Source organism: Psychrobacter sp. UBA3480, from assembly GCF_002377945.1.
In the GTDB taxonomy this organism is placed as follows: Bacteria; Pseudomonadota; Gammaproteobacteria; order Pseudomonadales; family Moraxellaceae; genus Psychrobacter.
The window spans coordinates 95,669-117,517 of the sequence record NZ_DFQV01000017.1; the positions used below are offsets into that span (position 1 = coordinate 95,669).

Annotated in this window: 20 protein-coding genes; 10 read left to right on the forward strand and 10 right to left on the reverse strand. The window is 43.9% G+C overall.

Translation table 11 applies throughout. The annotated features are described in order from the left end of the window. Both B2863_RS06580 and B2863_RS06585 read right to left on the reverse strand, forming a co-directional pair. The coding region (locus B2863_RS06580) for a DNA topoisomerase (protein ID WP_296208440.1) at positions 1 to 1,114 on the reverse strand (1,114 nt) is incomplete at its 3' end. Between the two features lie 283 nt (positions 1,115 to 1,397). Continuing rightward, the gene (locus B2863_RS06585; RefSeq protein WP_165598520.1) at positions 1,398 to 1,994 is read right to left on the reverse strand and encodes a hypothetical protein; all 597 of its coding nucleotides are present in this window, start codon (positions 1,992 to 1,994) and stop codon (positions 1,398 to 1,400) included. A 357-nt stretch (positions 1,995 to 2,351) separates the two neighbouring features. Between B2863_RS06585 and B2863_RS06590 the strand changes: the two genes are divergently transcribed. Continuing rightward, on the forward strand, positions 2,352 to 2,891 hold the full coding sequence (locus B2863_RS06590) for a DUF2799 domain-containing protein (RefSeq protein ID WP_224737762.1): 540 nt from the start codon (positions 2,352 to 2,354) through the stop codon (positions 2,889 to 2,891). A gap of 209 nt (positions 2,892 to 3,100) precedes the next feature. Here B2863_RS06590 and B2863_RS06595 read toward each other — a convergent pair whose 3' ends face one another. From B2863_RS06595 to B2863_RS06605, 3 genes are all read right to left on the reverse strand, one after another. Then, positions 3,101 to 3,502 (reverse strand): ExbD/TolR family protein, encoded by a 402-nt coding sequence (locus tag B2863_RS06595; RefSeq protein WP_025651314.1) that lies wholly within the window; start codon positions 3,500 to 3,502, stop codon positions 3,101 to 3,103. A 156-nt stretch (positions 3,503 to 3,658) separates the two neighbouring features. Further along, positions 3,659 to 4,348: a MotA/TolQ/ExbB proton channel family protein gene (locus B2863_RS06600; protein ID WP_296208443.1), complete on the reverse strand. Its 690-nt coding sequence runs from the start codon at positions 4,346 to 4,348 to the stop codon at positions 3,659 to 3,661. Between the two features lie 108 nt (positions 4,349 to 4,456). Beyond that, positions 4,457 to 5,416, reverse strand: a complete 960-nt coding sequence (locus tag B2863_RS06605) for an energy transducer TonB (RefSeq protein WP_296208446.1) — start codon at positions 5,414 to 5,416, stop codon at positions 4,457 to 4,459. A gap of 656 nt (positions 5,417 to 6,072) precedes the next feature. Here B2863_RS06605 and B2863_RS06610 point away from each other — a divergent pair. The 4 genes from B2863_RS06610 (at position 6,073) to B2863_RS06625 (ending at position 10,322) form a co-directional block, all read left to right on the forward strand. Next, a complete protein-coding gene (locus B2863_RS06610; RefSeq protein WP_296208448.1) occupies positions 6,073 to 7,125 on the forward strand; it encodes a siderophore ABC transporter substrate-binding protein in 1,053 nt (350 codons plus the stop codon). An 81-nt stretch (positions 7,126 to 7,206) separates the two neighbouring features. Beyond that, positions 7,207 to 8,292 carry an ABC transporter permease gene (locus tag B2863_RS06615; protein ID WP_414706902.1) on the forward strand — a complete coding sequence of 362 codons (1,086 nt, stop codon included), beginning with the start codon at positions 7,207 to 7,209 and terminating at the stop codon, positions 8,290 to 8,292. Positions 8,293 to 8,388: 96 nt separating this feature from the next. Then, complete coding sequence (locus B2863_RS06620) at positions 8,389 to 9,474, forward strand: iron chelate uptake ABC transporter family permease subunit (protein WP_296208451.1); 1,086 nt, start codon at positions 8,389 to 8,391, stop codon at positions 9,472 to 9,474. Between the two features lie 77 nt (positions 9,475 to 9,551). After that, a complete protein-coding gene (locus B2863_RS06625) occupies positions 9,552 to 10,322 on the forward strand; it encodes an ABC transporter ATP-binding protein (protein WP_296208453.1) in 771 nt (256 codons plus the stop codon). 98 nt (positions 10,323 to 10,420) lie between these two features. On the opposite strand, the gene B2863_RS06630 is transcribed toward B2863_RS06625, so the two are convergent. Beyond that, on the reverse strand, positions 10,421 to 11,695 hold the full coding sequence (locus tag B2863_RS06630) for a PepSY-associated TM helix domain-containing protein (RefSeq protein ID WP_414706903.1): 1,275 nt from the start codon (positions 11,693 to 11,695) through the stop codon (positions 10,421 to 10,423). Positions 11,696 to 11,917: 222 nt separating this feature from the next. Next, a complete protein-coding gene (locus B2863_RS06635) occupies positions 11,918 to 13,990 on the reverse strand; it encodes a TonB-dependent receptor domain-containing protein (protein ID WP_296208459.1) in 2,073 nt (690 codons plus the stop codon). A gap of 502 nt (positions 13,991 to 14,492) precedes the next feature. Here B2863_RS06635 and B2863_RS06640 point away from each other — a divergent pair. The 5 genes from B2863_RS06640 to B2863_RS06660 all read left to right on the forward strand — a co-directional run bounded on the left by B2863_RS06640 (position 14,493) and on the right by B2863_RS06660 (position 18,998). Continuing rightward, positions 14,493 to 14,768, forward strand: a complete 276-nt coding sequence (locus B2863_RS06640) for a Trp family transcriptional regulator (RefSeq protein WP_296208461.1) — start codon at positions 14,493 to 14,495, stop codon at positions 14,766 to 14,768. Positions 14,769 to 14,853: 85 nt separating this feature from the next. Next, positions 14,854 to 16,272 carry an anthranilate synthase component I family protein gene (locus B2863_RS06645; RefSeq protein ID WP_296208464.1) on the forward strand — a complete coding sequence of 473 codons (1,419 nt, stop codon included), beginning with the start codon at positions 14,854 to 14,856 and terminating at the stop codon, positions 16,270 to 16,272. Between the two features lie 72 nt (positions 16,273 to 16,344). Beyond that, on the forward strand, positions 16,345 to 16,992 hold the full coding sequence (locus B2863_RS06650) for an anthranilate synthase component II (protein WP_296208467.1): 648 nt from the start codon (positions 16,345 to 16,347) through the stop codon (positions 16,990 to 16,992). A gap of 6 nt (positions 16,993 to 16,998) precedes the next feature. Then, entirely contained in the window at positions 16,999 to 17,619 is a 621-nt protein-coding gene (locus B2863_RS06655; protein ID WP_296208472.1) for a hypothetical protein, read from the forward strand. 425 nt (positions 17,620 to 18,044) lie between these two features. Then, a complete protein-coding gene (locus tag B2863_RS06660) occupies positions 18,045 to 18,998 on the forward strand; it encodes a DMT family transporter (protein WP_296208474.1) in 954 nt (317 codons plus the stop codon). 381 nt (positions 18,999 to 19,379) lie between these two features. Here B2863_RS06660 and B2863_RS06665 read toward each other — a convergent pair whose 3' ends face one another. The 3 genes from B2863_RS06665 to B2863_RS06675 form a co-directional block, all read right to left on the reverse strand. Then, positions 19,380 to 20,123, reverse strand: a complete 744-nt coding sequence (locus tag B2863_RS06665) for an amino acid ABC transporter ATP-binding protein (protein WP_057761251.1) — start codon at positions 20,121 to 20,123, stop codon at positions 19,380 to 19,382. A 124-nt stretch (positions 20,124 to 20,247) separates the two neighbouring features. Then, positions 20,248 to 20,931 carry an amino acid ABC transporter permease gene (locus tag B2863_RS06670; RefSeq protein ID WP_179797881.1) on the reverse strand — a complete coding sequence of 228 codons (684 nt, stop codon included), beginning with the start codon at positions 20,929 to 20,931 and terminating at the stop codon, positions 20,248 to 20,250. A gap of 74 nt (positions 20,932 to 21,005) precedes the next feature. Further along, positions 21,006 to 21,842, reverse strand: coding sequence for an amino acid ABC transporter substrate-binding protein (locus B2863_RS06675; RefSeq protein ID WP_296208476.1), 837 nt, complete (start codon positions 21,840 to 21,842; stop codon positions 21,006 to 21,008). Positions 21,843 to 21,849: the final 7 nt, after the last annotated feature.

Here is a 21,849-nt window from a genome sequence, read left to right on the forward strand (position 1 = left end):
CGCCATAGCTGTCTTCGATATGACCACGGACAGCAGCAAGTGCGTCGCCTGATAAGAACGTCGAATCAGTACGCATATAAGTAATATGACCCGCTTCATATAGACGCTGCGCCAAAATCATGGTTTTCTTAACAGAGAATCCTAAGCGCGTGCTAGCAGCCTGTTGCAAGGTCGAAGTAATAAACGGTGCGCTTGGACGCGATTGCGTTGGTTTCTCTTCACGCTCTTTGACGATAAAGTCGCTTGCTTTGAGCACCTCTAACACTTTATCGGTTTGCTCTTTATTACCAAGCTTTAAAGTTTTTCCACCTTGTTTGGTCGCCTCTAAGCGGATACCGATTTGCTCAGCGTCTGAGGTTTTTTTGGCTTTACCATTAGCAATGTGCGTGTCCGCATGAATCTGCCAGTATTCTTCTGGAATGAATGCGCGAATTTCATGCTCACGCTCAACGACCAAACGCATAGCGACTGACTGTACACGGCCTGCCGACAGTCCACGGGCAATCTTTTGCCATAATAGTGGCGATACCATAAAGCCAACGACACGGTCCAAGAAGCGACGGGCTTGCTGTGCGTTCACGCGGTCAATGTCTAATTTCGAAGGCTGTTTAAACGCACTTTGGATAGCTGACTTGGTAATCTCGTTAAAGACCACACGTTGATACTTGCTATCAGGGCCACCGATGACTTCTTTTAAATGCCAAGCGATCGCTTCCCCTTCTCTATCCATATCCGTTGCTAGATAGATTTTGTCAGCGTCTTTGGCTAGTGCTTTAAGCTCTTTGATGACTTTGGTTTTGTTTGGTAATACTTCGTAGACTGCTGCCCAATCATGCTCTGGATCTACACCCATGCGGCGCACCAGTGCTTGCTGCGCTTTTTCTTCTTTGGTCAGACTGTCATCTTTTTTAGCGGTCGTTGCTTTCTTTGCGCTTTTGCTCGCACTGACCGGCAAATCACGGACGTGACCGATACTTGAGCGTACGATAAAGTCATCACCAAGGTATTTATTAATCGTTTTTGCCTTGGCTGGTGATTCTACAATCACCAAAGACTTACCTTTTGGGCTGTCCGCAGCTGGTGCTGGACTTTTTTTGGTTGTGGTTTTTGCCATGTTTGACGACACCATAATATAAGTAAATTAAAAGTAAGGTTAAATTCAGCAGCACGGCAATTTATGGAAGCGGATACTCATGGTTTGGCCATGGCTCAGCTATTTATAGTAATAATCGCTGCTGATAAAAAAGGTTATAAAACAAATAATAACCATAAAATAAAGATATAGTTATAAAGACGTTACACTGCTAAGCGTTAAACTGTCAACTTTAAATAATTTGAATATGACAAACCGCTTGCATATTGCCCTTTAATGGAGACGAAAAAACGCTTTACTAGGTTTATGCTTGTTTTTGCATCTGTAGCGCCCACTTCTCAAGGTTTTCTTTGAGCACTAATAAGTCCGCTTCGATCCGTTTTTGATGATACGTTGGGTTAGATGCTGGACGTACATAAGCAATATCTTCCCAATAAATAATAATGCTATTGGCCTTGGTCAATAGACCTTTAACAAACGGCTCGATACTTACTGGCAAATCTAACGGCACTTGATCCAAGCTAAAATCAGTTTTTTTGACCGTCGGATTATTGCTGATTTGACTAGAACGAATCGCACTGGGAATAGTAAGCGTCTTATCATCTGTACTGGTATCGACAAAACTGCTGTCTGGTCGCCACTGTCCATCAATCACTTGATAACGGGTATGCGGCAGTTTAGTGTCTTCAAATATCAGGCAGTACTGTCCAAGCATACCGCGGCCATACTCATTGTCACGGCCTTTGATCCAATCAGGGCACGAAACGAGTTTTGGATTGAGCTGTAGACGACGCGCGGTCATACGCAGCTTATCCAAACGCTGATCGATACCGTTCGGTTTGAGCGCCATCATACTCCCTAATACGAATAGTACAATGATAACGCCAATCAATGTTCCCATGATGGTCTGGCCTTTTGACTAAATGAAAAAGATACTAAGAGATATAGCGGTAAATATCGCTAATGAACCGTTATTTATAAATAGTACATATAGTTTTGCGATTAGTACGATAATAAACAACGATATATAAGGGCTTATAATGAGCACGAACCATTAAAAATCAAGCGTTGTCGTCCAATCGCGGTGCAACAGGTGCTTTTAAAGCATATGACAATTTAGCAAGTTACACTATTAAATCAGCTATTTAGCGTATACAAACTTACTGAGTACAGTACACTATAAAAACCAGATGCGAAAAGTGGTCAGTTCAAAAAAGTGCTATGATAAACCATAATTTTAAACGCGCGCAGGTTTATTATGAATTATCTTATTGAGTCAAACTCATCGGGCGCTTATCACGCTCGCAAGCTGATGAGTAAAGTCATGAGCAAAACAGGCATGAGCCTATCGCTACTTGGCGCGGTCGTACTGACATTATCAGGCTGTGCCACGACTCAGAGCCTAACCCCGCAGCAGTGTCAAAGCAGCAACTGGCAAGAAGTCGGCTACACTGATGGCTCGCAAGGACGTTCTGGTGCCTACTTCGGTCACTATACCAATAGCTGCGCCAGTGTCGGCGGTGCTAGCCCTAACCGTATCCAATGGGAGCAAGGCCGTCAACAAGGTCTCAAAAACTACTGTACTGAATTGAATGCTTATAAGCTCGGTCGCGAAGGCTATGACTGGCAACCTGTCTGTCCGTTAGAAGGTATTGAGAAGTTAGAAGAAGCTTACTCTCAAGGGCGCTACTACTATATTCGCCAACGTGATCTCGACTACTTACGCTCACCTTACCCATTTGGCTACAGACATGCAGGTTTCGGTTACGGCTATCGTCCGTTTGGCTATGGCTGGTAAAAAAAGAAAACCTCACTAACGACTTAATTTGAGGTTTAAGTAGTTAATGAGGTTGGAGAAAATTTTATTATTTTAATTGTTTTTATTATAGCGGTGCTGGTTGTATTACTGGTCGGGCTATTGATTTATCTAGCCAGTTTTCTAATATAAAGTCAAAGCTACTAGCACTAACTCACTATTATTAAGCTCTTAGAGATTTAGCTACTAAGCTATTCATTCACAAATGCGATTTTGGTCAGTCCAGCATTACTTGCGGCTGCTAAGACTTGAGCAACCGTATCGTACTTGCCTTCTTTATCCGCACGTAACTGTACCGCTGGATTCTTACCAGTCGCGCCTTGTTGCTGCAAGCGTGTCTCTAACTCTTCCATACTGATTGGGTCGCTATCCCAGAATATTCCCGCGTCCTTATCAATGCTGACTTGAATCGCTTCTGGCGGCGTTTCATTGAGCGCTGCACTAGTCTCTGGCAAATCTAAAGGCACCGTCGGATTCAGCACGGTCGCTGTCAATAAAAATATAATCATCAATACCAGCATGATATCGATCAGCGGAATGAGGTTCATCTCATCCATGCTTCGTACGTCATCATCACCCAATTGAAATGCCATAGTTACTCTCAATGCTTTTAGTTATTTTCACACAGCCAAGCCGTTTTTTGACGGTTTTTCGACTTGTCGTTTGAGCCTTTACAGACCTAGCGCTTGCAGCCTTAATGTTTACGGACCTAACGTTTACAAAATCAGTATCTGTAGAACTAGTACTATCTATAGCTGCTTTGGCACAGAATTACTGTAGTTATTGGTATGCTGCGTCTCACTCGTCGTTGAACGACTGCTGGGTGCAGCATGCACTTGAGAGACGCTAGTAGCATGGCTCGCAGTTACCTTGGTAGTATCCACAAGACCCGTTGATTGCGCCAATAAATCATGCGCTCTGTCGTTGGCTTGATACATTATGCGTCGATTGATACGTACTGCAAGGTTGTAAAACACCACGGCTGGAATCGCTACTGCAATACCAAGACCTGTCATAATCAATGCTTCACCGACTGGTCCTGCAACCTGTCCCAATCCTGCCTGACCACTCATACCGATGTTGTGCAAGGCATGGAAAATACCCCATACCGTACCAAACAAGCCAATGAACGGTGCAATCGCTGCCGTCGTGCCAAGAATTGGCAGACCGCGCTCACTAGCAAAACGATAGCGACCGATGTGCTTGAGTAAAGTTTGCTCAGTCACCAAACGGCGTGTGGCAGCATCAGTACCAACCAAATCAGACTGTCTGGCTTGTAATTGCTGACTCAAATCATCTGCTACATTGGTCGCCAGTTTGCGGCTTTGCAATACGCGGACGATACCTGTCACCCAAGAGAGAATAGATAACGCAAGCAACAAAAAGAACAACGTTTTCGTCACCATGTCGCTGATCTGCCAGTATTGCATAAAGTCCATGTCAGACTCCTTAAGGTGTAATGCCATTACATGATACTGAGGTAAATATCATGTTTAGTTTTATAATGAAAAGTGATTAATAGATACGTTGTTATAAAGTATGAGCTATCAAGGAACCGCGTAACTGATCGGTAGGGTCACATCACCTACCACAGGTACGCCATTCTTAGTAAAGGGTTTGAACTTGCCAGATCGCACTTGACGTCGGGCTTCTTTGTCTACTAGCGGATTACCTGATGATTGAGCAACGCGCACGTTATCGATACCGCCTTGCTTGTTGACTCGTAATACCAAGACAACGTTGAGCGTATCACCAGAACGGGCTCTACGTGCGGCGCGCTCAGGGAAACTAAAGTTTGGCGCAGATGCCCAGTTGGCTGAGCTGGCAGTAAAGCTCACAGGCTCATTACTCTGTGCTAAAGCAGCTGCTGCTTCTGCCTCAGCTCTTGCTTGTGCAGCGGCGGCCTCTGCGGCAGCCTTCGCTTGAGCGGCAGCTTTTGCATCAGCGACCCTCTTGGCCTCTTGCTCTGCCCTAGCTTGCGCCTCTTGCTCAGCTTTTCTGGCTTGACGCTCTGATTCAGCTTGGGCAGCTGCTTTGCGCTGTGCTTCAACTGCTGAGTTATCAACCTTTGGTTTCGGTAGCGGCTCTTTTGGGGCTACTTTTTGATTGGTATCAGGACGAGGCTTTTCTGACGCTATCACAGGCGTCACTTTCGGCTCTATATTTTTTACAACAGGCTCTTTTGGTTTTACTGGTGTCTCTGTTGGTTGTTTAACCGCCTCTTTAGGCGTTGGTTCAGGTTGCGGCGCTGGCTGAACTTGTACCTCAGGCTGTACTTCTTTTTTTGCTGTGACTGTTTGTTTTTCTACTTCAGTTGAGACCGTTTTTGCCGGTAATGACACAAACTTTATCTCAAGTGGTGACATCTCTTTTTTTGGCTCAGGTTTGAGTTCAGGCGTTTTTATTGCCACTAGTGCAATTGCGGCAAGCACATGGAGTCCTAGTACTGCAACAATAGCTAGCAATAACGACTTAAGTGGTGGCGCGTCTAAATCCGTTGAACTCATAACAGCCTAATGTTTATTACTCAGAGTAGAATGGCGTAGATAATAATGCAAACGATAATTATTATCAATAATAATTTACAATATTTTCGCTATTTAATACATCTCTGACACATGGCATTGCTTAGTAGTTTTACCTCTCAGAACGCTCATTTCTATGAACGTTCCTTACTTCTATACTTCACTACTATGAATCTTATCTTTACATCAAATGAGACGTTGCCTTTAATATAGCAAGTACTGTTAATAAAAACCATTATCATTTATATTGATAATGAGTCTCAACTACTTTATTATAACGTCTGCCTTGTCTACTCATACTATTTTATAAAAACTATTCGTATAAAAAATTAGTGAGTGGTACTAGGGCGTGTCCTCATTTTAAAAATGGTGATAAAAATGAGATAAATTGCCGTCAAACGAGGAAAATAGTGCAGATAATATCGAGATATTGACCAACTATTTGACGATGTTTGGCAAAATTTAGCTGTTTTTAGCCCATTTAGAGGATACTCGTTTGAATTGAGGACACGCCCTAAGTAGACTATTTATTTTATGCTTTTTATCTTAAGCATCTTTCAGATTTAACATTTTAGCGTCATTCATTTGCAATTATTTTAGACAATTGCTTAAACATTTTTTGATAGACCGAGTTCATTATGCTGACACCTTTATTATCTAGCAGATCTACCGCCTCTTTTTTTAAACGTCCATTACTGACTGCTGCCATGACAGCGTTATTAGCTACGGTAGTGGCAGGATGTAGCTCGCCTGAATCTAATGACTCTGAGCCAGCAGACGCCAAAACCGAAAACCCAACGGCTGATGAATCACAGAACGTTGCCAATAATGACGCTGTATCTGCTGAGAAAATCATGGTCAATACCGTAAAAGGTGATGTTGAGCTGGCTATGAACCCATCGCCACTTGTCGTTTATGACATGACGTTGATGCAAGATTTGGCGGCGCTAGATGTGGCGGTCGATGGTATGCCTGGTGGTCTATTGCTAAAGAATCTACACTCAGAGACGCAACCTGATCCAAAATCGGTAGGTACTGTGTTTGAGCCGGATCTTGAAGCGTTAAATGCAATGCAGCCGCAAGCTATTTTGGTCGGTTCACGTATGGCAGAAAAATACGACGAGCTATCAAGTATCGCGCCGACATTGGACATGAGTATTGATACAGCCAATATCTATGAATCAAGCAAGCAGCGCCTGCATGATTTAGGTGCATTATTTGGTAAAAGCGATCAAGCCGCTAAGCTACAACAGAACATCGATGGACTCATCACTGAGACCAAGAGTCTAACAAAAGAAAATAAAGGCACTGGCCTAGTCGTCATGGTCAATGGCAATAAAATGTCAGCCTATGGTGACAAATCTCGCTATGGTTTTATCCATACTGTGTTAGGTGTGCCGATGGCAGATGACAAAATTGCTGATGCGCCTCATGGTCAGCCGATATCGTTTGAATACATCCAAAAAGCCAATCCAGATTGGTTATTTGTCATCGACCGTAGTGCTGCAATTGGTGAAGACGGTATTGGTGCCAAGGCCGTATTAGACAATCCATTGGTTGCCCAGAGCAATGCATGGAGTAAGCAGCAAGTGGTTTATCTGAGCCCAGACTCTTACTTAGCATTTGGCGGCTACTACCAGTGGATGCAAGATCTAACGACGATCAAAGATGCTTTTACTAACGCTAAATAATGTCGTTGCTTATAAAAACGATTATTGCACAAGTAGGTACTATTACCGTTAACCCTGCTCATTTTTCAGCCAGTAGAGATTATGTCGTTATTTTCACACCGTACTCATGCTAGGCTCAAATCCAGTACTGCTCCATCAGCGTCAAGCTGGCAGAGCGGTACTGGCAATGCGTTACATCGACGTACTGTCATACCACCGTGGTTCATCAATACAGCAAGCCTCATTCTTATGGGGCTTTTGGTGTTATTGAGCTTATCTATTGGTGTGGCTGACTTTTCGTGGTCAGGTATCTTGCAGAGCCTGCTGACTCAGAGTGCCAACTCCGATAGCTCATTACTATTGGTTAGCCGTATACCGCGTACCATCGCCATTATTTTGACTGGTATTGCAATGGCAGTGGCTGGGATGATTATCCAAGTAGTGCTAAAAAACCGCTTTGTAGAGCCTTCTATGGTTGGTGCGACTCAGAGTGCTGCACTTGGTTTATTGGTGGTCAGTCTGCTGTTCCCTGCCAGTGCCCTTATTGTCAAAATGGGCGTGGCAACCATCGCTGCCGTCTTTGGCATGATGCTATTTATGCTGCTCATTCACCGCATTCCGCCTACTGATTTTTTGATGATTCCGCTGATTGGCATTGTCTTTGGCGGTATTATTGAAGCCGTCACTACCTTTATCGCCTATCAAACCGAATCGCTACAGATGCTCAGTGTTTGGCAGTTTGGGGATTTTTCAGGCGTATTAGCAGGGCGCTATGAGCTGCTGTGGCTCACGGGTGGACTGTGTGTATTGGCCTATATTATTGCTGACAAGCTGACAATCGTTGGTTTGGGTGACAATATCGCCTTAAACTTGGGTATCAGTAAGCGTCAAGTCACTTGGATTGGTGTGGGCATGGTAGCCATGATGAGCGCTGTCGTGGTCCTGACCGTAGGCATGATTCCTTTTATTGGGCTGGTCGTGCCAAACATTGTGAGCCGTCTAATGGGAGATAAGTTGCGTCGCAGCTTGCCAGCAGTTGCCCTACTTGGTGCTTCAGCTGTGTTGCTATGCGATATTATCGGGCGCTCTATTCGCTATCCATTTGAAGTGCCAGTCGCCACTATTTTTGGTGTGGTTGGTACAGTGCTGTTTTTATGGCTGTTATTACGTGCACCAGCTGAGCAGTAGCACTATGTTTACTAACTGTGTATTAATTTTCAACACTCACTTACCGTCGTTCATTTTTTGCCTTATTAGATAAGCTTGGCACCATAGGATTTTTGTATGTTCTCATCAACTAAGCTTACTTCTACCAAGACTGGTGCTACCAAAACCAGCACAGCGATAGATAACTCATCTTCAGCAGATGGTCAGTATTCAGCCGCTGCACAAGGTCAGTTGGCAAAGCTTTGGGCATGGATAGCTGCCCATCCAAAATCCATAGCAGCTATTATTCTACTTATCTCGATGACCTTGTTTATGACACTCAATGTCAATGGCTATTGGGACTTTGCGCTACCGTTACGCGGCAAAAAACTGCTGGCACTGATAGTGGTTGGCTATGCGATTGGCGTGTCGACGTTACTGTTTCAGACGTTGACTCACAATCCAATCCTAACGCCCTCCCTACTCGGGTTTGATTCACTCTATGTTCTGTTGCAGAGCTTACTGGTTTTCTTTTTAGGTGCGATTAGCTTTACCAGTCTCGATCCTATTGCCAAGTTCACGCTAGAGATTGTTCTGATGTTTGGGGCATCTTTATTATTGTTTAAGTTATTATTTTCTAAAAGCAGTCAGGATCTGACGCGGCTAATATTGGTGGGCGTTATCTTTGGTGTGTTGTTTCGCAGCTTATCAGCACTTATTGCACGGCTGATTAATCCTGATGATTTTGTGGTTGTACAGTCTGCTAGCTACGCGCAGTTCAACACAGTCAACCCTCAGCTACTAGGTATCAGCTTATTTATCTGTGTCATCACCGCGATATTTGTATGGCGCTGGCGTTACCAGTGCGATGTGTTGATGCTCGGACAAGCGCAGGCCGTCAACCTTGGTATCAACTATCAACGTTTAGCATTTGGTCTATTAACTGTCATTGCTGTATTGGTTGCCACGGCCACTGCTCTGGTCGGTCCAGTGACTTTCTTTGGTCTATTGGTTTGCGCATTGACCAATCGTATCGCGCGACATATGTATCACACTGAGCGGCTGATATTGGTCAGCTTGGTCGCTATGATTTGCTTAGTGCTGGGTCAGACTATCTTTGAGCAAGTGCTAGATATGGCAGGCGTATTGTCCGTCGTGATAGAGCTAGCAGGTGGATTGATGTTCTTAGCATTGATATTTATGTCTCAACGCCGTTCGTTATAACTACTTAGCTGACATTGTTTATTTAGCTGATGCTGTTGATAGAGAAAACCCTAAGACTTTTTTAAATAAGACTGACTATGATTAAACTGAATAATATCTCTCACCATATTGGCAAACAGCAAATCTTGCATGACATTACGTTGTCCCTCCCAACGGCGCAGGTGATTGCTTTGATTGGGCCTAACGGTGCTGGGAAGTCTACGTTGTTTTCTGTCATGGCCCGTTTGCAGCCGCTACAATCTGGGCAGGTGAGCTTCGCTGTAGATAATGAGGAACGTGATATTGTCAGCTGTCAGGCGCGGACGCTGGCCAAGACGGTCGCGATGCTCGGGCAAGACAACCATGTACAAGGACGCCTGCGCGTACATGAGCTACTGATGTTTGGTCGTTACCCTTATCATCAAGGACAACCGACCGCCGACGATCAGCAAAAAATACAGGAAATCCTCGAGCGCTTTGAGCTTGAGCCACTTGCCGAGCGCTTCTTGTCAACGCTATCGGGTGGACAGCGACAGCGCGTGCTAATAGCCATGATTGTCTGCCAAGATACGCCCTATCTATTGCTCGATGAGCCACTGAACAACCTAGATATGTATCATGCTGGTCGACTCATGCGTGAGCTACGCCAGCTTAGCCATAATCAGCAAAAAACCGTGGTGATCGTCCTGCATGATATCAACCAAGCGGCACAGTTTGCAGATACTGTGGTTACGATGAAAGCAGGAGAAGTGACCGCTGTAGGTCGTCCTGCTGATGTTATTACTCAAGAGACGATGAAAGATTTATACAACGTCGATGTCACTGTCCTAAGTCATCAGGGTCGTCCAGTGATTGTTGATACGGTTTAATGACTGGTTATATTCAAGTACGCAATAAAAAACTCAATATATTATTAGCACATTGGTACTAGCAATATATTGAGCATATTAATTTTATATCTTAATATCTATTTAAGTTTTTGTGATGCTTTAAGTCGCTGCTGTCGACCTTTCCACCATAAATAGACGCCGGTAATGGACAACACTGTCACAGCCAAACCTACCAGTGCTAAAAATATTTGATACAGTAAGTGACCGATGCCATGGCCAATATGACCCATATGTAAAGTCATCAACCAATTGTTTGTTTTGCTACCAAATGATGAGTTTTGATAGCCAAAATTCACCTGTTCAACGCTACCCGTTTTTGCATTGACTGTGATGGATGATGCACCGCCTTTTTTACCAATGTCCTTATCTGTCTTAAAGCGCAGCTGCCATTGACCCTCATCTTCAATCCAGCGTATGCCTAAAAACTCCCGTACTATCATGTCCTTGCTTTGGGCAGCGATGTTTGCCTGCTGACTTAAATAAGCAATGCTATTGGCTTTGTTGACCACATCAACAGCCTCGACATCGACATCTTCATTGTTTACAGCCTTAACCCTATTCGCTGTTTCTGCACCAGACGCCTGCTCAGCTTTTTCTGATGGCTTTCTTGATTTCTCCTGTCTTTCACCTCTTTCCTCGAGTCCTACGACAGCGTACATCACAGGTTGATAGACCTCTCTTAGGTTAAAACCAACACTCGACCACGCGATGACAAACAAGATCCCCCAAAGCCATAGCCCAAAGGCATGGTGTAGATCATAATTCAATTTAAACATATTACTTTTAGTACGGATTTTCCACACTGGTAACCAGCGTTTAAAAAATGAGGCACGTTTTTTAGGCGAGGTTTGGTTCTGTGCTTTTTTCTTGATCGCTCTAGGAAACGTTAAGTAAAAGCCAATAAAGCAATTAATCGTCCACACGAGCGCGACAATCCCTAGTAGCAATTTTCCAATATCACCCAGTAATAAATCGCGATGCAACCAAAACACTTTCCACATGGTGTTGCGCCATGCCCACTCATCTCTATCACGAGTACCAATGATATCGCCAGTATAAGGGTGGACATAAACTTGTTGAAACGGTGCTTTTGGTTGGTTTTGGGCGGCTTTTCCTCGTGCTCTATCTACCGAAAATACAGCCGACCTCTCTGCTGCTATCGAGGTTGGCATGCTAGAAAAAGCATATTGAGGGTACGCACTGATGACCTTGTCATGAAGCTCGGCAATAGGCAGATGTGATGCGCTTTGTTTCTCAACCTGAGCCAGTTTATGGTTGAAGACATCGTCTAGCTCGTCATGAAATGCCAATAACGTGCCAGTAATACCAGTGATAATTAAAAAAGCTGCCATGGCAAGCCCAGTATAACGGTGAATCCATAGGCAAGCTTGACGAGGATTGAATGAAATCATTAGTGTTGGTTCTTTGTCATATGTTGTTTTGGTAGGTACTTATCAGTTAATACATTATTATTGTTATAGCCAATGTAAAAGCTAATAGGCAATAAAAAGCCAGCTCCCGTGTAAGACAGCTGACTTTATAAGTACGATTAGACTTAAATTCGATAAGCTAGATTAGAACTGATAAGTTAAAGACGTTTTGATATTACGTCCCATTTCAAAATCAGTATAGTCATCATCGATAGAGTTACGCGATGCATGGCTTGCATAAGTCTCATCAAAGATGTTGTATACACCTAATGTGGCTTTTAAACCTTCGATTTGAGTTGGCGTGTAAGTCATAAAGATATCGTGCACGTCATAGCCTGGTTTTTCGTTGTCATCATCAGCAGTATTCGGTGTCACATCGGCGACATAAGTGCTGCGCCAGCCAAGTTCGGTAGTGTTGGTTGGAGAGTAACCCAAGTTGATCATATACTTGTCGCCAGACTCAGAGCCACTACCGCTGACAGAAGAGATATTGTAACCCGTATCCTCGCCTTTGCTACGTGCACGAGCATAGCTTAGACCCATGTTGAAGTTATCTGCTCGATAGTCGGCTGATAGCTCTACACCTTTGATTTTGAAATCTTCGTCATTATTAATGACACCTTGGCAGCTACCGTTTAATTGTCCAGTTGCACAATCTAAACCAACTCTACCATTGCCTGCACGTACAAACTCAATATAGTTTTCGATATTGGTTTCAAAGTACTTAGCACTTAATTTTAAAGAGTCATCAGCCATAGTCAGACCACGCAGCGTTGTAGCAATACCGACTTCTGCATTGTCACCTTCTTCTGCTTTTAGGTCATTGTTCACATACGTATCAGCGCCATCGGTGTTAAAAATCGTTTGGCTAAGATCTGGACCATTAAATAACTGAGTATAGCTTGCAAATAGCTGGGTGCGCGGTGCAATCTCATAGCTAGCAGCCAATGCGCCAACGACATTGTCATAAGTCTTGCCAGCCGATACATACTCTGGAGACTCATAACGGTCATAACGGACGCCTGGCGTTAAGCTAAGCTTACCCATTTGCCATTGGTCTTCTAGATACACAGAAGTATTGGTTGCCTCATCAGTGCTCGCATTACCAAAGTCACGTGTCATCTCAGATTCTTTTTTGTAATGCTCAATCCCAGCGATTAACTTATGAACCCCTGGCACACCATTGATGATACTGCTATCGATGATACTGGTGTTTTGTACTTTTGCGCCTGTGGTTTGGACTTCTGCATCAAACTCAAACCCGGGTACGCCATCAGAGTTACGCAAAATCTGCGTGCTGGTCTGATATACATTGGCGTCTACATTGACCAATTGGTTGGTAGGATTGTAAGCATAGTCAAGCGCATAGGTACCGCGTTTGACTTCCTGCGGGATGATTGGGTTCCAGCCACCAGCAGGAAAATCTGGACGTAATGGGAACTTGCCTTTGTTTTCGGTACGGCTAAAGCTAGCGCCTACATGATGATCACTACCGACATAAGCACCAGCTTTTAATAGGATGTTTTCGCCTTCGCTGTCTTCCGTTTGGATTTTACGGCCTTTACCGTCTTCACCAGCATCCGCATTGCGTTTGCCATAATAAGCCAGTAAATCAATATTTTCTGTTGGCGCACCATATACAGTGGCAGAAGTTAGCAGTTCATCATTGTTGCTAGCATAACCTGTATGCAGCTTAGCACCTACCTTTTGACCTGGCTTGAGTAAATCTGCCGCGTCGACTGTCTCAAAAGCAACCGCACCGCCGATAGCATCATTGCCTAGCGTCACTGAGTTATTGCCCACTGATACTTCTGCTTGTTTTAACAGATCTGGATCAATAGTGACGTCACCCATATGGTAGAACAACGCGCCTTCTTGACGTGCGCCATCAATCGTTACTTTTAGATTGGTATCATCAAGACCACGTACACGAATACGTTGGTTGACCGATGAGGTACCGCCTACGCTTACCCCTGGCACAACGTCCAGAAAATCGCTCAAATGGCTGGCTTGTGCAGCTGGGGTGTAGTCATCTATGTAGACAGAGTCTTCTTGTACAGCGTCACGTACTGAGCTATTTGCTGTTACAGTGATAGTCTGCAATGTCGTGTTTGGCGTATCTGCTGCCGTTGCAGCGCTGGCAGCTTGCGTCCACAATACAGCAGCGACACCGATAGACAATACTGTCAATTGACTAGATAACTTTACTTCGCGCATAACACATTTACTCACTTTGTTTACTGTCAGAAATTAGAATTTTTAGAATTATTTTTAAAAGTTATCGTCAAACAACCCTTAAAATAGTGCCTACCAGAAGATGGAATATCTTGAAAACACTTAACTCATCGTGCGAATAACATGATTAATGTTAATGATAATGATTAGCGTTTAAATAATGAGAGGCATAATAACGAAGTATTAACACTTTGGCAATAATTAATATAACAAATTCTCAGTTTTAGCTTTTAATATACTAATAAAGTGCAAAAATGCTTCGATACTAGTTATAAACTTATCATTCAATATAATTCTGGCTATGTATTAAGGCTATATATAGTCAGGCGTAGGCGCTTATCACTTCTATAGTAGTCTGATATTAACTTAGCTCATCACTTGTTTTTCTTGTACTACTGTACTAGAATACTGAAACAAGACAGTTCTCAGCGAAAAATCGCTCAACAAGCGACCTATCTATTTTCTTTGGCTAAGATGACCTATTATGACTACCGATCCTTATCAAAGCTTAGTGAAACATTTGACCAACTGTACTGATAGCGCAGATATCGAAAAGCTGCTCAGTGCCTTGCTGACCGATAAGGAACAGCACGACATTGCCAATCGTATTCGAATTTTTGACTTGCTAGATCGTGGTAACACCCAGCGTGATATCTCTGAGCAGCTAGGTGTTGGTATCGCCACTGTCTCTCGCGGTGCCAAGGCCAAGCAAAGCCATGATGTCAGCGCGTTATTGGCCACTCATAGAGACTGCTCTTAACCCTTTGAACGACAGTATTTAGCTTTTTACTGACGAAACTTATACTTATTAATCAACACATATTTGAACCATTTCGGACTTTGTTATGACCTCTAGTACTCGCACACAGACCAAACCTGCTCCTATCGATATCCCGAGCAAACCACAACGTATCAAACTGACGCAAGATATCGATTTTTTTGCATTATTCAAACGTATCGAAAGCGCGTTTGATACCTGTTACTTACTCGAATCATTGGGCGAAGACAGCCATATCTCGCGCCATCATGCGATCGGCTTTGACCCTGTGACGACTATCGCCGCATTAGATCGCAAAACGCTTGCGATTACCGATAATAAAACCGCTGAGACAAGCCATTATCAAACCGACAATCCTTATCAGCTACTGCGCGACATAACGCCGCAGCATGTCATCGCCCGTGACCAAAGCGGCGGTCTGGTCGGGTATTTGGGTTATGACTGCGTGAACTTCTTTGAACCTAGTCTCAATGCAAAAGCCAGCGAAGACTTTGAACCATTTAAGTTTGGCGTGTATCTAGATGGGTTGACCCTAGATAAGATGACTGGGGAAATCTTTTATTTTTATTACCCAACTGCTCAGCAAGAAAACCGTATCGAGCAAATCAAAGCCCTACTCGATGAGCCAACGCCTAGCTATGAAGCGCCTAAAGTTGAATTTTTAGGTGATGGCATGAGCCAAGAAGAGCATGCCAATGTCGTCATGCAAGTCAAAGAAGACATCATCGCTGGGCGTATCTTTCAGTGCGAAGTAGGCTTTAAATCTAAGTATCGCATTACCGGTGACAAGATGCCGATTTATGAAAAGCTGCGCGCTGTCAATCCATCACCGCATATGTATTTTATGAAATTTGCCCAGCAGTGCATCATTGGTGCTTCGCCTGAGCTGTTATTCCGCTTGCGTCAAGGTGAAATGGAAACCTATCCGCTCGCAGGAACGGCTAAACGCGGCGTCGATGTGATAGAGGATCGTAAGCTTGCCCGCGCCTTGCTCAACGATGACAAAGAGATTGCCGAGCACAATATGCTGGTCGATTTACATCGCAATGATATTGGCCGTGTGGCACGATTTGGTACGGTAAAAGTCCGTAGCCTGATGGATATCAAGCGCTTCTCTCACGTACAGCACATTTCTTCTGAAATCGTTGGTATCTTGCATCCTAACGAAGACATGTTTAGTGCCCTTGCTAGCAATTTCCCTGCTGGGACGCTATCAGGCGCACCTAAAGTAGAAGCCATTAAAGTGATTAATGAGCTAGAGCCAGATGGTCGCGGGGCTTACGGCGGTGCATTAGGCTCGTTCAATTTTAATGGTGATTGTATCTTCGCCATTCCTATTCGCAGCCTCTTTATCAGTGGCGAGTCTGCCTATGCTCAAACTTGCGGCGGTAACGTTTATGACTCAAACCCAGCCGATGAATACTTAGAGATTCAGCGTAAACTGTCGGCGATGAAAGTCGTGTTAGACAGCTTTATGCAATCATAACGGATACCAAACGTACTGCATAAATTGACCATATTTTACCTAGCACTATTTTTACAAAAGAGTTTATGACCCATGAATGTTTTAATTATCGATAACTACGACTCGTTTACCTTCAATCTCTACCAATACGTGGGCGAGATTCTCCAAACCTTAGACAGTGATGAAGAAACCAGCGTCATCGTTAAACGCAATAATGAGATTACTTTAGCAGACGTAGAAGCGATGAATCTTGATAGAATCATCATTTCACCTGGCCCTGGCTCCCCTGATGATCCGGCGTACTTTGGTATCTGTAGCGAGGTCATTGAAACACTAGGCAAAACTGTGCCGCTATTAGGTGTCTGCTTGGGTATGCAAGGCATTGCTCATGTATTTGGCGGTGACGTGGTACGCGCCAGTGTGCCGATGCATGGTAAGGTCTCATCAATTCGCCATGATAATTCAGGTATTTATCAAGGCTTACCACAAGAGCTTGAGATCATGCGCTATCACTCACTGGTGGTAAAAGCCGACACCATCCCAAGCTGTCTGACAATTACCTCGGTAGTCGCTAATGACAGCCGTTCTGAATTAAGCTTTGCTGAGTCAGCATTGACTGGTGATGAAATTATGGGACTAGCGCACAAAGAGTACCCAATACAAGGCGTACAGTTTCACCCTGAATCGTTTGCTACTGAAGGTGCTAAACGATTGCTGAGTAACTTTTTGCTGCAGGTATAAACCTATATGTCCGTCTCCATGTCTAGCTCAAGCCTAAATACATCCAGCTTATTCGGACGTACTGCGTTGCTCCTGAGCTTAACGCTAATGACATCTGTCAGTTCGGCTGTAGTACCTACACAGGCAAACTTTACAATGGGCATGGACATCCAAGGTCAACGTCTTAACCTTTATGAGAGCTGTGCAGAAGGGAGCGTCACTTGCAACAATATGCTGCTAGTCGCTCCCGATTTAGGACGACTATTGCAGACAACACCAGAACCTAGTAAATCGCCCTATTCTGTCAAATACTACTCTGCGCAAACCAAGCATAGCTTATGTAAAGATGGCGTGACCCCGTGTCGATTTCAGAGTTATACCTTTGAGGGCGAAGATTTTGACGGGTTTATAGATACATCAAACCATGAGATATCTATAAGAAGTAAATGGACAGTCGATACCTATAGTGCCGCCTACAAAGAAAACGCGACTTATCTACCATTAGCATCACAAGCTGCTCTGATTGATCAGATATATAACACGTCTGATAAAGCATTGAATGAAAGCTATAGAGTAACGCGAAATGAAGTCAGACGCCTGTACGGTGAGGATATGGCGGCGGCTCTTAAAAAAGAGCAGACTCAGTGAATAAAGCAGCGATCAAAAAATTGCGGAGCTGATACGGATCATCTACCAAGAACCCAAGTGGAAAAAGTGTGCTTTATTCAGCGAAATGCTCTCCGAGAGCAAACATTCTTTTTATGGATTGATTAACAGAGACTGTAGAAATAAAAAAGTGATGCGAACAAGAATCAGATATGAGTTAATGATTCGATATTGTTTAGGTTATTTAGCAAACGCTAGCCATTTTTTAGCCATTTTAATAACTATTGATTGAATTTAGCATACGCCCTAGTAGCCACTTATTATCTTTTAGTGATAGACTCAAAAGAACAAACAAAAGACAGCCTTTAATAAGGTTGTCTTTTCTTATTTCAGTATTGCTTGGAGAGATTGTATCAATAGCAATCTTACAACATCTTGTGTCACTTAGATCGTAAGAAGAAAACAGTATGGCAAACATCGACAACGGAATGACGAACCACTCTCATCAATCATGGCTAGGCACCATTCAAATCATCACGGCTGCTATTTGTTGGGGTACGTTGGGTATATTCTCGACCTATCTCAACCAAATTGGGTTTAGTGGTTGGCAAGTAACGATATTACGCATTGTCACGGCGGCCTTTATCATCTTAGCCATGCTACCAAAACTGTGGCCACACCTTATCAAATTACAGCCAAAGCAGTGGCTTGGTTTGGCGATGCAGTCGTTGATAGGTGTCCTTGGTATGTCTGTCTGCTACTTTTTTGCGGTCAGTTATGTTGGCGCTGGCCCTGCCGTCGCCTTACTCTATACCGCGCCCGTATTTAGCTTATTGTTCTCAAAATTCTTACTGAGTGAGTCCATCACTCGTAAATCAGTTTTGCTAGCACTAATGGCGGTGTTTGGTGTTGGATTGACGATGTTAGGTGAGCAAGCGAAAGTTAACTGGGGGATTTTACTCGGTCTATCAGCAGGGATGTGTTATTCGTTATATGGCGTATTGGGCAAGCGCGCAATGCATTACGCTCACCCTGCCCCTCTGGTATTTTTCACTTCCATTATCATTAGTGCTGGCGTACTACTGCTCTTGCCTGAGACCTATAACACTTATGAGCAGCTATTAGATCTGCCCTTGATGACTTGGGGCTATGTTTTGGGATTGTCACTGCTGGGAACCGTCGTGCCATTTGGGCTATATATGAAGGCATTGGAAAAGCTGCCCGCCACTCGTGCATCGGTATTTACGATTTTTGAGCCATTGACTGCGATTGCGCTCGCGATGCTATTACTGCATCAATCTTTGTCTTGGATTCAATATCTGGGCGTGGCGCTTATTTTGCTGGCGGCTTTATTAAATGCTGTGTTGAACGGTACTGCCACTCGCATACCTCGCTGGTTAAAACAACGACAAAAAATATAGTATTACTGTCTATTCAGTTAGGGTCTGTTGAACATTCAAATATTAGGGCTGCTGATTGCTAAAATTGCACCAAATTAGGCGCAAGCCGACGATAATGTCGAGACCTTAACTAGGATTGCAACAACGTTTGGGGTGATTTTAGCATCAGCCTTTCAGGGCAGTACTATTTTCTGCCAATATATGGCGAAATTATTTAACCTAGAATGACTAGGTGTCAAAAATTTCACTGCATATTGTCTAAAAAATAGTGACTGCCAGCACCACATTTGAATGTTCAACAGACCCTAAAATACGTCCCATTTATTTCGATAAAAAAAGCCCCAACCATAGCATCATGATTGGGGCTTTTTTGTTTGATTACTTACGCAAAAACAAACGTTTTTACTGCTCAATACGTTGTAAAAATGCCTGCGTACGAGGATGCTTTGAGTCTTCAAACAGCTGCTTGGCACTGCCTTCTTCAACCACATGACCATCCTCAATCAGTACAACATGATCGGCAACGTCACGAGCAAAGTTGATTTCGTGAGTCACTACGACCATCGTCCAACCTTCAGAGGCGAGCTGCTTCATTGTCTCTAGCACATCTTGTACCAACTCTGGATCAAGTGCAGAGGTTGGCTCATCAAACAGTAATAATGACGGCTCAATAGCAAGCGCACGGGCAATACCAATACGCTGCTGCTGACCACCAGATAACTGGAACGGATAGAGATCCGCTTTGTCCGACAGTCCAACTTTCTCAAGTAGTACCAATGCCTGCTCACGGGCTTGCGCTTTGCTTTGCCCCTGTACTACCGTAGGCCCAAGCATCAAGTTTTCAATGGCTGTCTTATGTGGAAACAAGTTATAAGACTGAAATACCATACCTGATTTACGCTGTAAGGCTAGTAGCGTTTTTTTGCTTGGCTTAGTCGCAAAGTCGACGCTCAAGCTATCGTCATCAAAAGCAATCACACCTTGATCAGGAATCTCTAGCGCATTCAAACAACGCAAAAAGGTGGTTTTACCCGATCCTGAAGGTCCTAATATTACGACCACTTTGCCTTTATTGATAGTCAAGTCGATGCCTTTTAGCACCTGATTGCCACCAAAGGCTTTATGAATATTAGTGACTTTGATCATAAAAATTCCTGTTGTACTGGTCTTTATTTGCGACTGTTTATTCTTGCGTGCTTGTTCTTAAGCGCTTGTATGACTAATGGCTACGGAGCTAATAAAATCTGGCTAATAATTATCCAACCATCAATTATTTTGCCACATAGCGATCTAACCTAGTTTCAAGCTTGCCTTGGATAAAGGTCAAGAACAGACAGATACCCCAATAAATAATTGCCGCTTCTGTATAGACCAGCATAAACTCATAGTTACGAGCTGTGATAATCTGCGCCTGTTTGAACAGCTCAGTGACCAGTACCAATGAAGCAAGTGAGGTATCTTTTACCAGACTGATAAAGGTATTGGACAACGGCGGCACCGATACTCTAAGCGCCTGCGGTAAAATCACATGACGAAAAGTCTGTAGATACGTCAAACCAACCGTCGAGCCTGCTTCCCACTGTCCTTTTGGTATCGATAAAATCGAAGCACGCACTGTCTCCGATGCATACGCACCGATGTTCAGTGAGAACGCAATAATCGCTGAAGGAAAGGGATCGAGCTTCACCCCGACACTTGGCAGACCATAAAAAATAATAAACAGCTGAACCAGCATCGGTGTACCGCGAATGGCGGACACATAGACACGAGCGAGCCGATAAATGATTTCATGGAACCAAGTGGCACGCGGAATAATACGAATCAATGCCACTGTCAGTGCAATGGCCATACCAATCGCAAATGAGATCAATGCCAGCGGTATCGAATAATATATACCGCCTTTGAGCATTGGCCAAAACGACGAGATGACAATCTGCGCTCGATCAGGACTCATAAATGGCAATACTGCCAATAAGTCCGCGAACCATGATGTAGACATTACAGAAGCTGACATGATAGAAACTGACATTATTTTTGTTGACTTATATCAGCACCAAAGAACTGTTCGCTAAGCTTGGTAAGTGTGCCTTCAGCTGCCAATTCAGCCATTGCTTCATCCAGTTTTGCTACGACTTCATCATCACCTTTGATAAGCACTAGACCTGAACCAGTTTGTTCACTAGCAGGTGCAGTTAATTTAATCTCAAGATCAGAATCCGGGAATTTTTTGAGATAATCCAATACCGCTAGATTGTCATTCATCGTAAAGTCAGCACGGTCCTGCTTCACTAATTGAATCGCTTGCGCCATACCATCGACAGGAACGATCTCTGCACCATAACGCTCTGCAAGCTCACCGTAGTTACTGCTAAGTGATTGCGCCGTACGTAGGCCTTTTAGACCTTCCCACGAGCTGTAACGGTTGTCATCAGTAGGTGCCAATACAACTGCACCTGACCAGCTATAAGCCATCGCTTTGTCATATTTTGCTTTACGCTCAGGCGTGGTCAAACTAACTTGGTTAGCCACCATATCAAAGCGTTTTGAATCCAAACCAGCCAGCATCGCATCCCATTGAGTTTCTTTAAACTCAACGTCTACGCCTAGTTTATCCGCGACTGCACGCGTTACTTCAACATCATAACCCGTTAGTTTGCCGCTCTCATCATGATACGTGAACGGAGGATAAGTCCCCTCTGTACCGACGTTGATGGTGCCGCCGTTGTTGATACGTTGTAGCAAATCAGAACCGCCTGTTGCAGCGCTGTCAGTTGCACTGGTATCGGCTTCGTTGGTAGTAGATTGACCACAAGCGGCAAGGAACATAGTACTGGCGGCAAGGGCTAAGAGAGTACGACGTTTCATAAGACGT

What these genes read in the sequence shown, in the direction of transcription:
- B2863_RS06610 (WP_296208448.1), top strand. Translation starts at nt 6,073, where the DNA reads ATGCTGACACCTTTATTATCTAGCAGATCTACCGCCTCTTTTTTTAAA.
- B2863_RS06655 (WP_296208472.1), top strand. Translation starts at nt 16,999, where the DNA reads ATGTCCGTCTCCATGTCTAGCTCAAGCCTAAATACATCCAGCTTATTC.
- B2863_RS06630 (WP_414706903.1), bottom strand. Translation starts at nt 11,695, where the DNA reads ATGGCAGCTTTTTTAATTATCACTGGTATTACTGGCACGTTATTGGCA.
- B2863_RS06625 (WP_296208453.1), top strand. Translation starts at nt 9,552, where the DNA reads ATGATTAAACTGAATAATATCTCTCACCATATTGGCAAACAGCAAATC.
- B2863_RS06675 (WP_296208476.1), bottom strand. Translation starts at nt 21,842, where the DNA reads ATGAAACGTCGTACTCTCTTAGCCCTTGCCGCCAGTACTATGTTCCTT.
- B2863_RS06665 (WP_057761251.1), bottom strand. Translation starts at nt 20,123, where the DNA reads ATGATCAAAGTCACTAATATTCATAAAGCCTTTGGTGGCAATCAGGTG.
- B2863_RS06605 (WP_296208446.1), bottom strand. Translation starts at nt 5,416, where the DNA reads ATGAGTTCAACGGATTTAGACGCGCCACCACTTAAGTCGTTATTGCTA.
- B2863_RS06595 (WP_025651314.1), bottom strand. Translation starts at nt 3,502, where the DNA reads ATGGCATTTCAATTGGGTGATGATGACGTACGAAGCATGGATGAGATG.
- B2863_RS06635 (WP_296208459.1), bottom strand. Translation starts at nt 13,990, where the DNA reads ATGCGCGAAGTAAAGTTATCTAGTCAATTGACAGTATTGTCTATCGGT.
- B2863_RS06645 (WP_296208464.1), top strand. Translation starts at nt 14,854, where the DNA reads ATGACCTCTAGTACTCGCACACAGACCAAACCTGCTCCTATCGATATC.
- B2863_RS06660 (WP_296208474.1), top strand. Translation starts at nt 18,045, where the DNA reads ATGGCAAACATCGACAACGGAATGACGAACCACTCTCATCAATCATGG.
- B2863_RS06640 (WP_296208461.1), top strand. Translation starts at nt 14,493, where the DNA reads ATGACTACCGATCCTTATCAAAGCTTAGTGAAACATTTGACCAACTGT.
- B2863_RS06615 (WP_414706902.1), top strand. Translation starts at nt 7,207, where the DNA reads ATGTCGTTATTTTCACACCGTACTCATGCTAGGCTCAAATCCAGTACT.
- B2863_RS06585 (WP_165598520.1), bottom strand. Translation starts at nt 1,994, where the DNA reads ATGGGAACATTGATTGGCGTTATCATTGTACTATTCGTATTAGGGAGT.
- B2863_RS06590 (WP_224737762.1), top strand. Translation starts at nt 2,352, where the DNA reads ATGAATTATCTTATTGAGTCAAACTCATCGGGCGCTTATCACGCTCGC.
- B2863_RS06600 (WP_296208443.1), bottom strand. Translation starts at nt 4,348, where the DNA reads ATGGACTTTATGCAATACTGGCAGATCAGCGACATGGTGACGAAAACG.
- B2863_RS06650 (WP_296208467.1), top strand. Translation starts at nt 16,345, where the DNA reads ATGAATGTTTTAATTATCGATAACTACGACTCGTTTACCTTCAATCTC.
- B2863_RS06620 (WP_296208451.1), top strand. Translation starts at nt 8,389, where the DNA reads ATGTTCTCATCAACTAAGCTTACTTCTACCAAGACTGGTGCTACCAAA.
- B2863_RS06670 (WP_179797881.1), bottom strand. Translation starts at nt 20,931, where the DNA reads ATGAGTCCTGATCGAGCGCAGATTGTCATCTCGTCGTTTTGGCCAATG.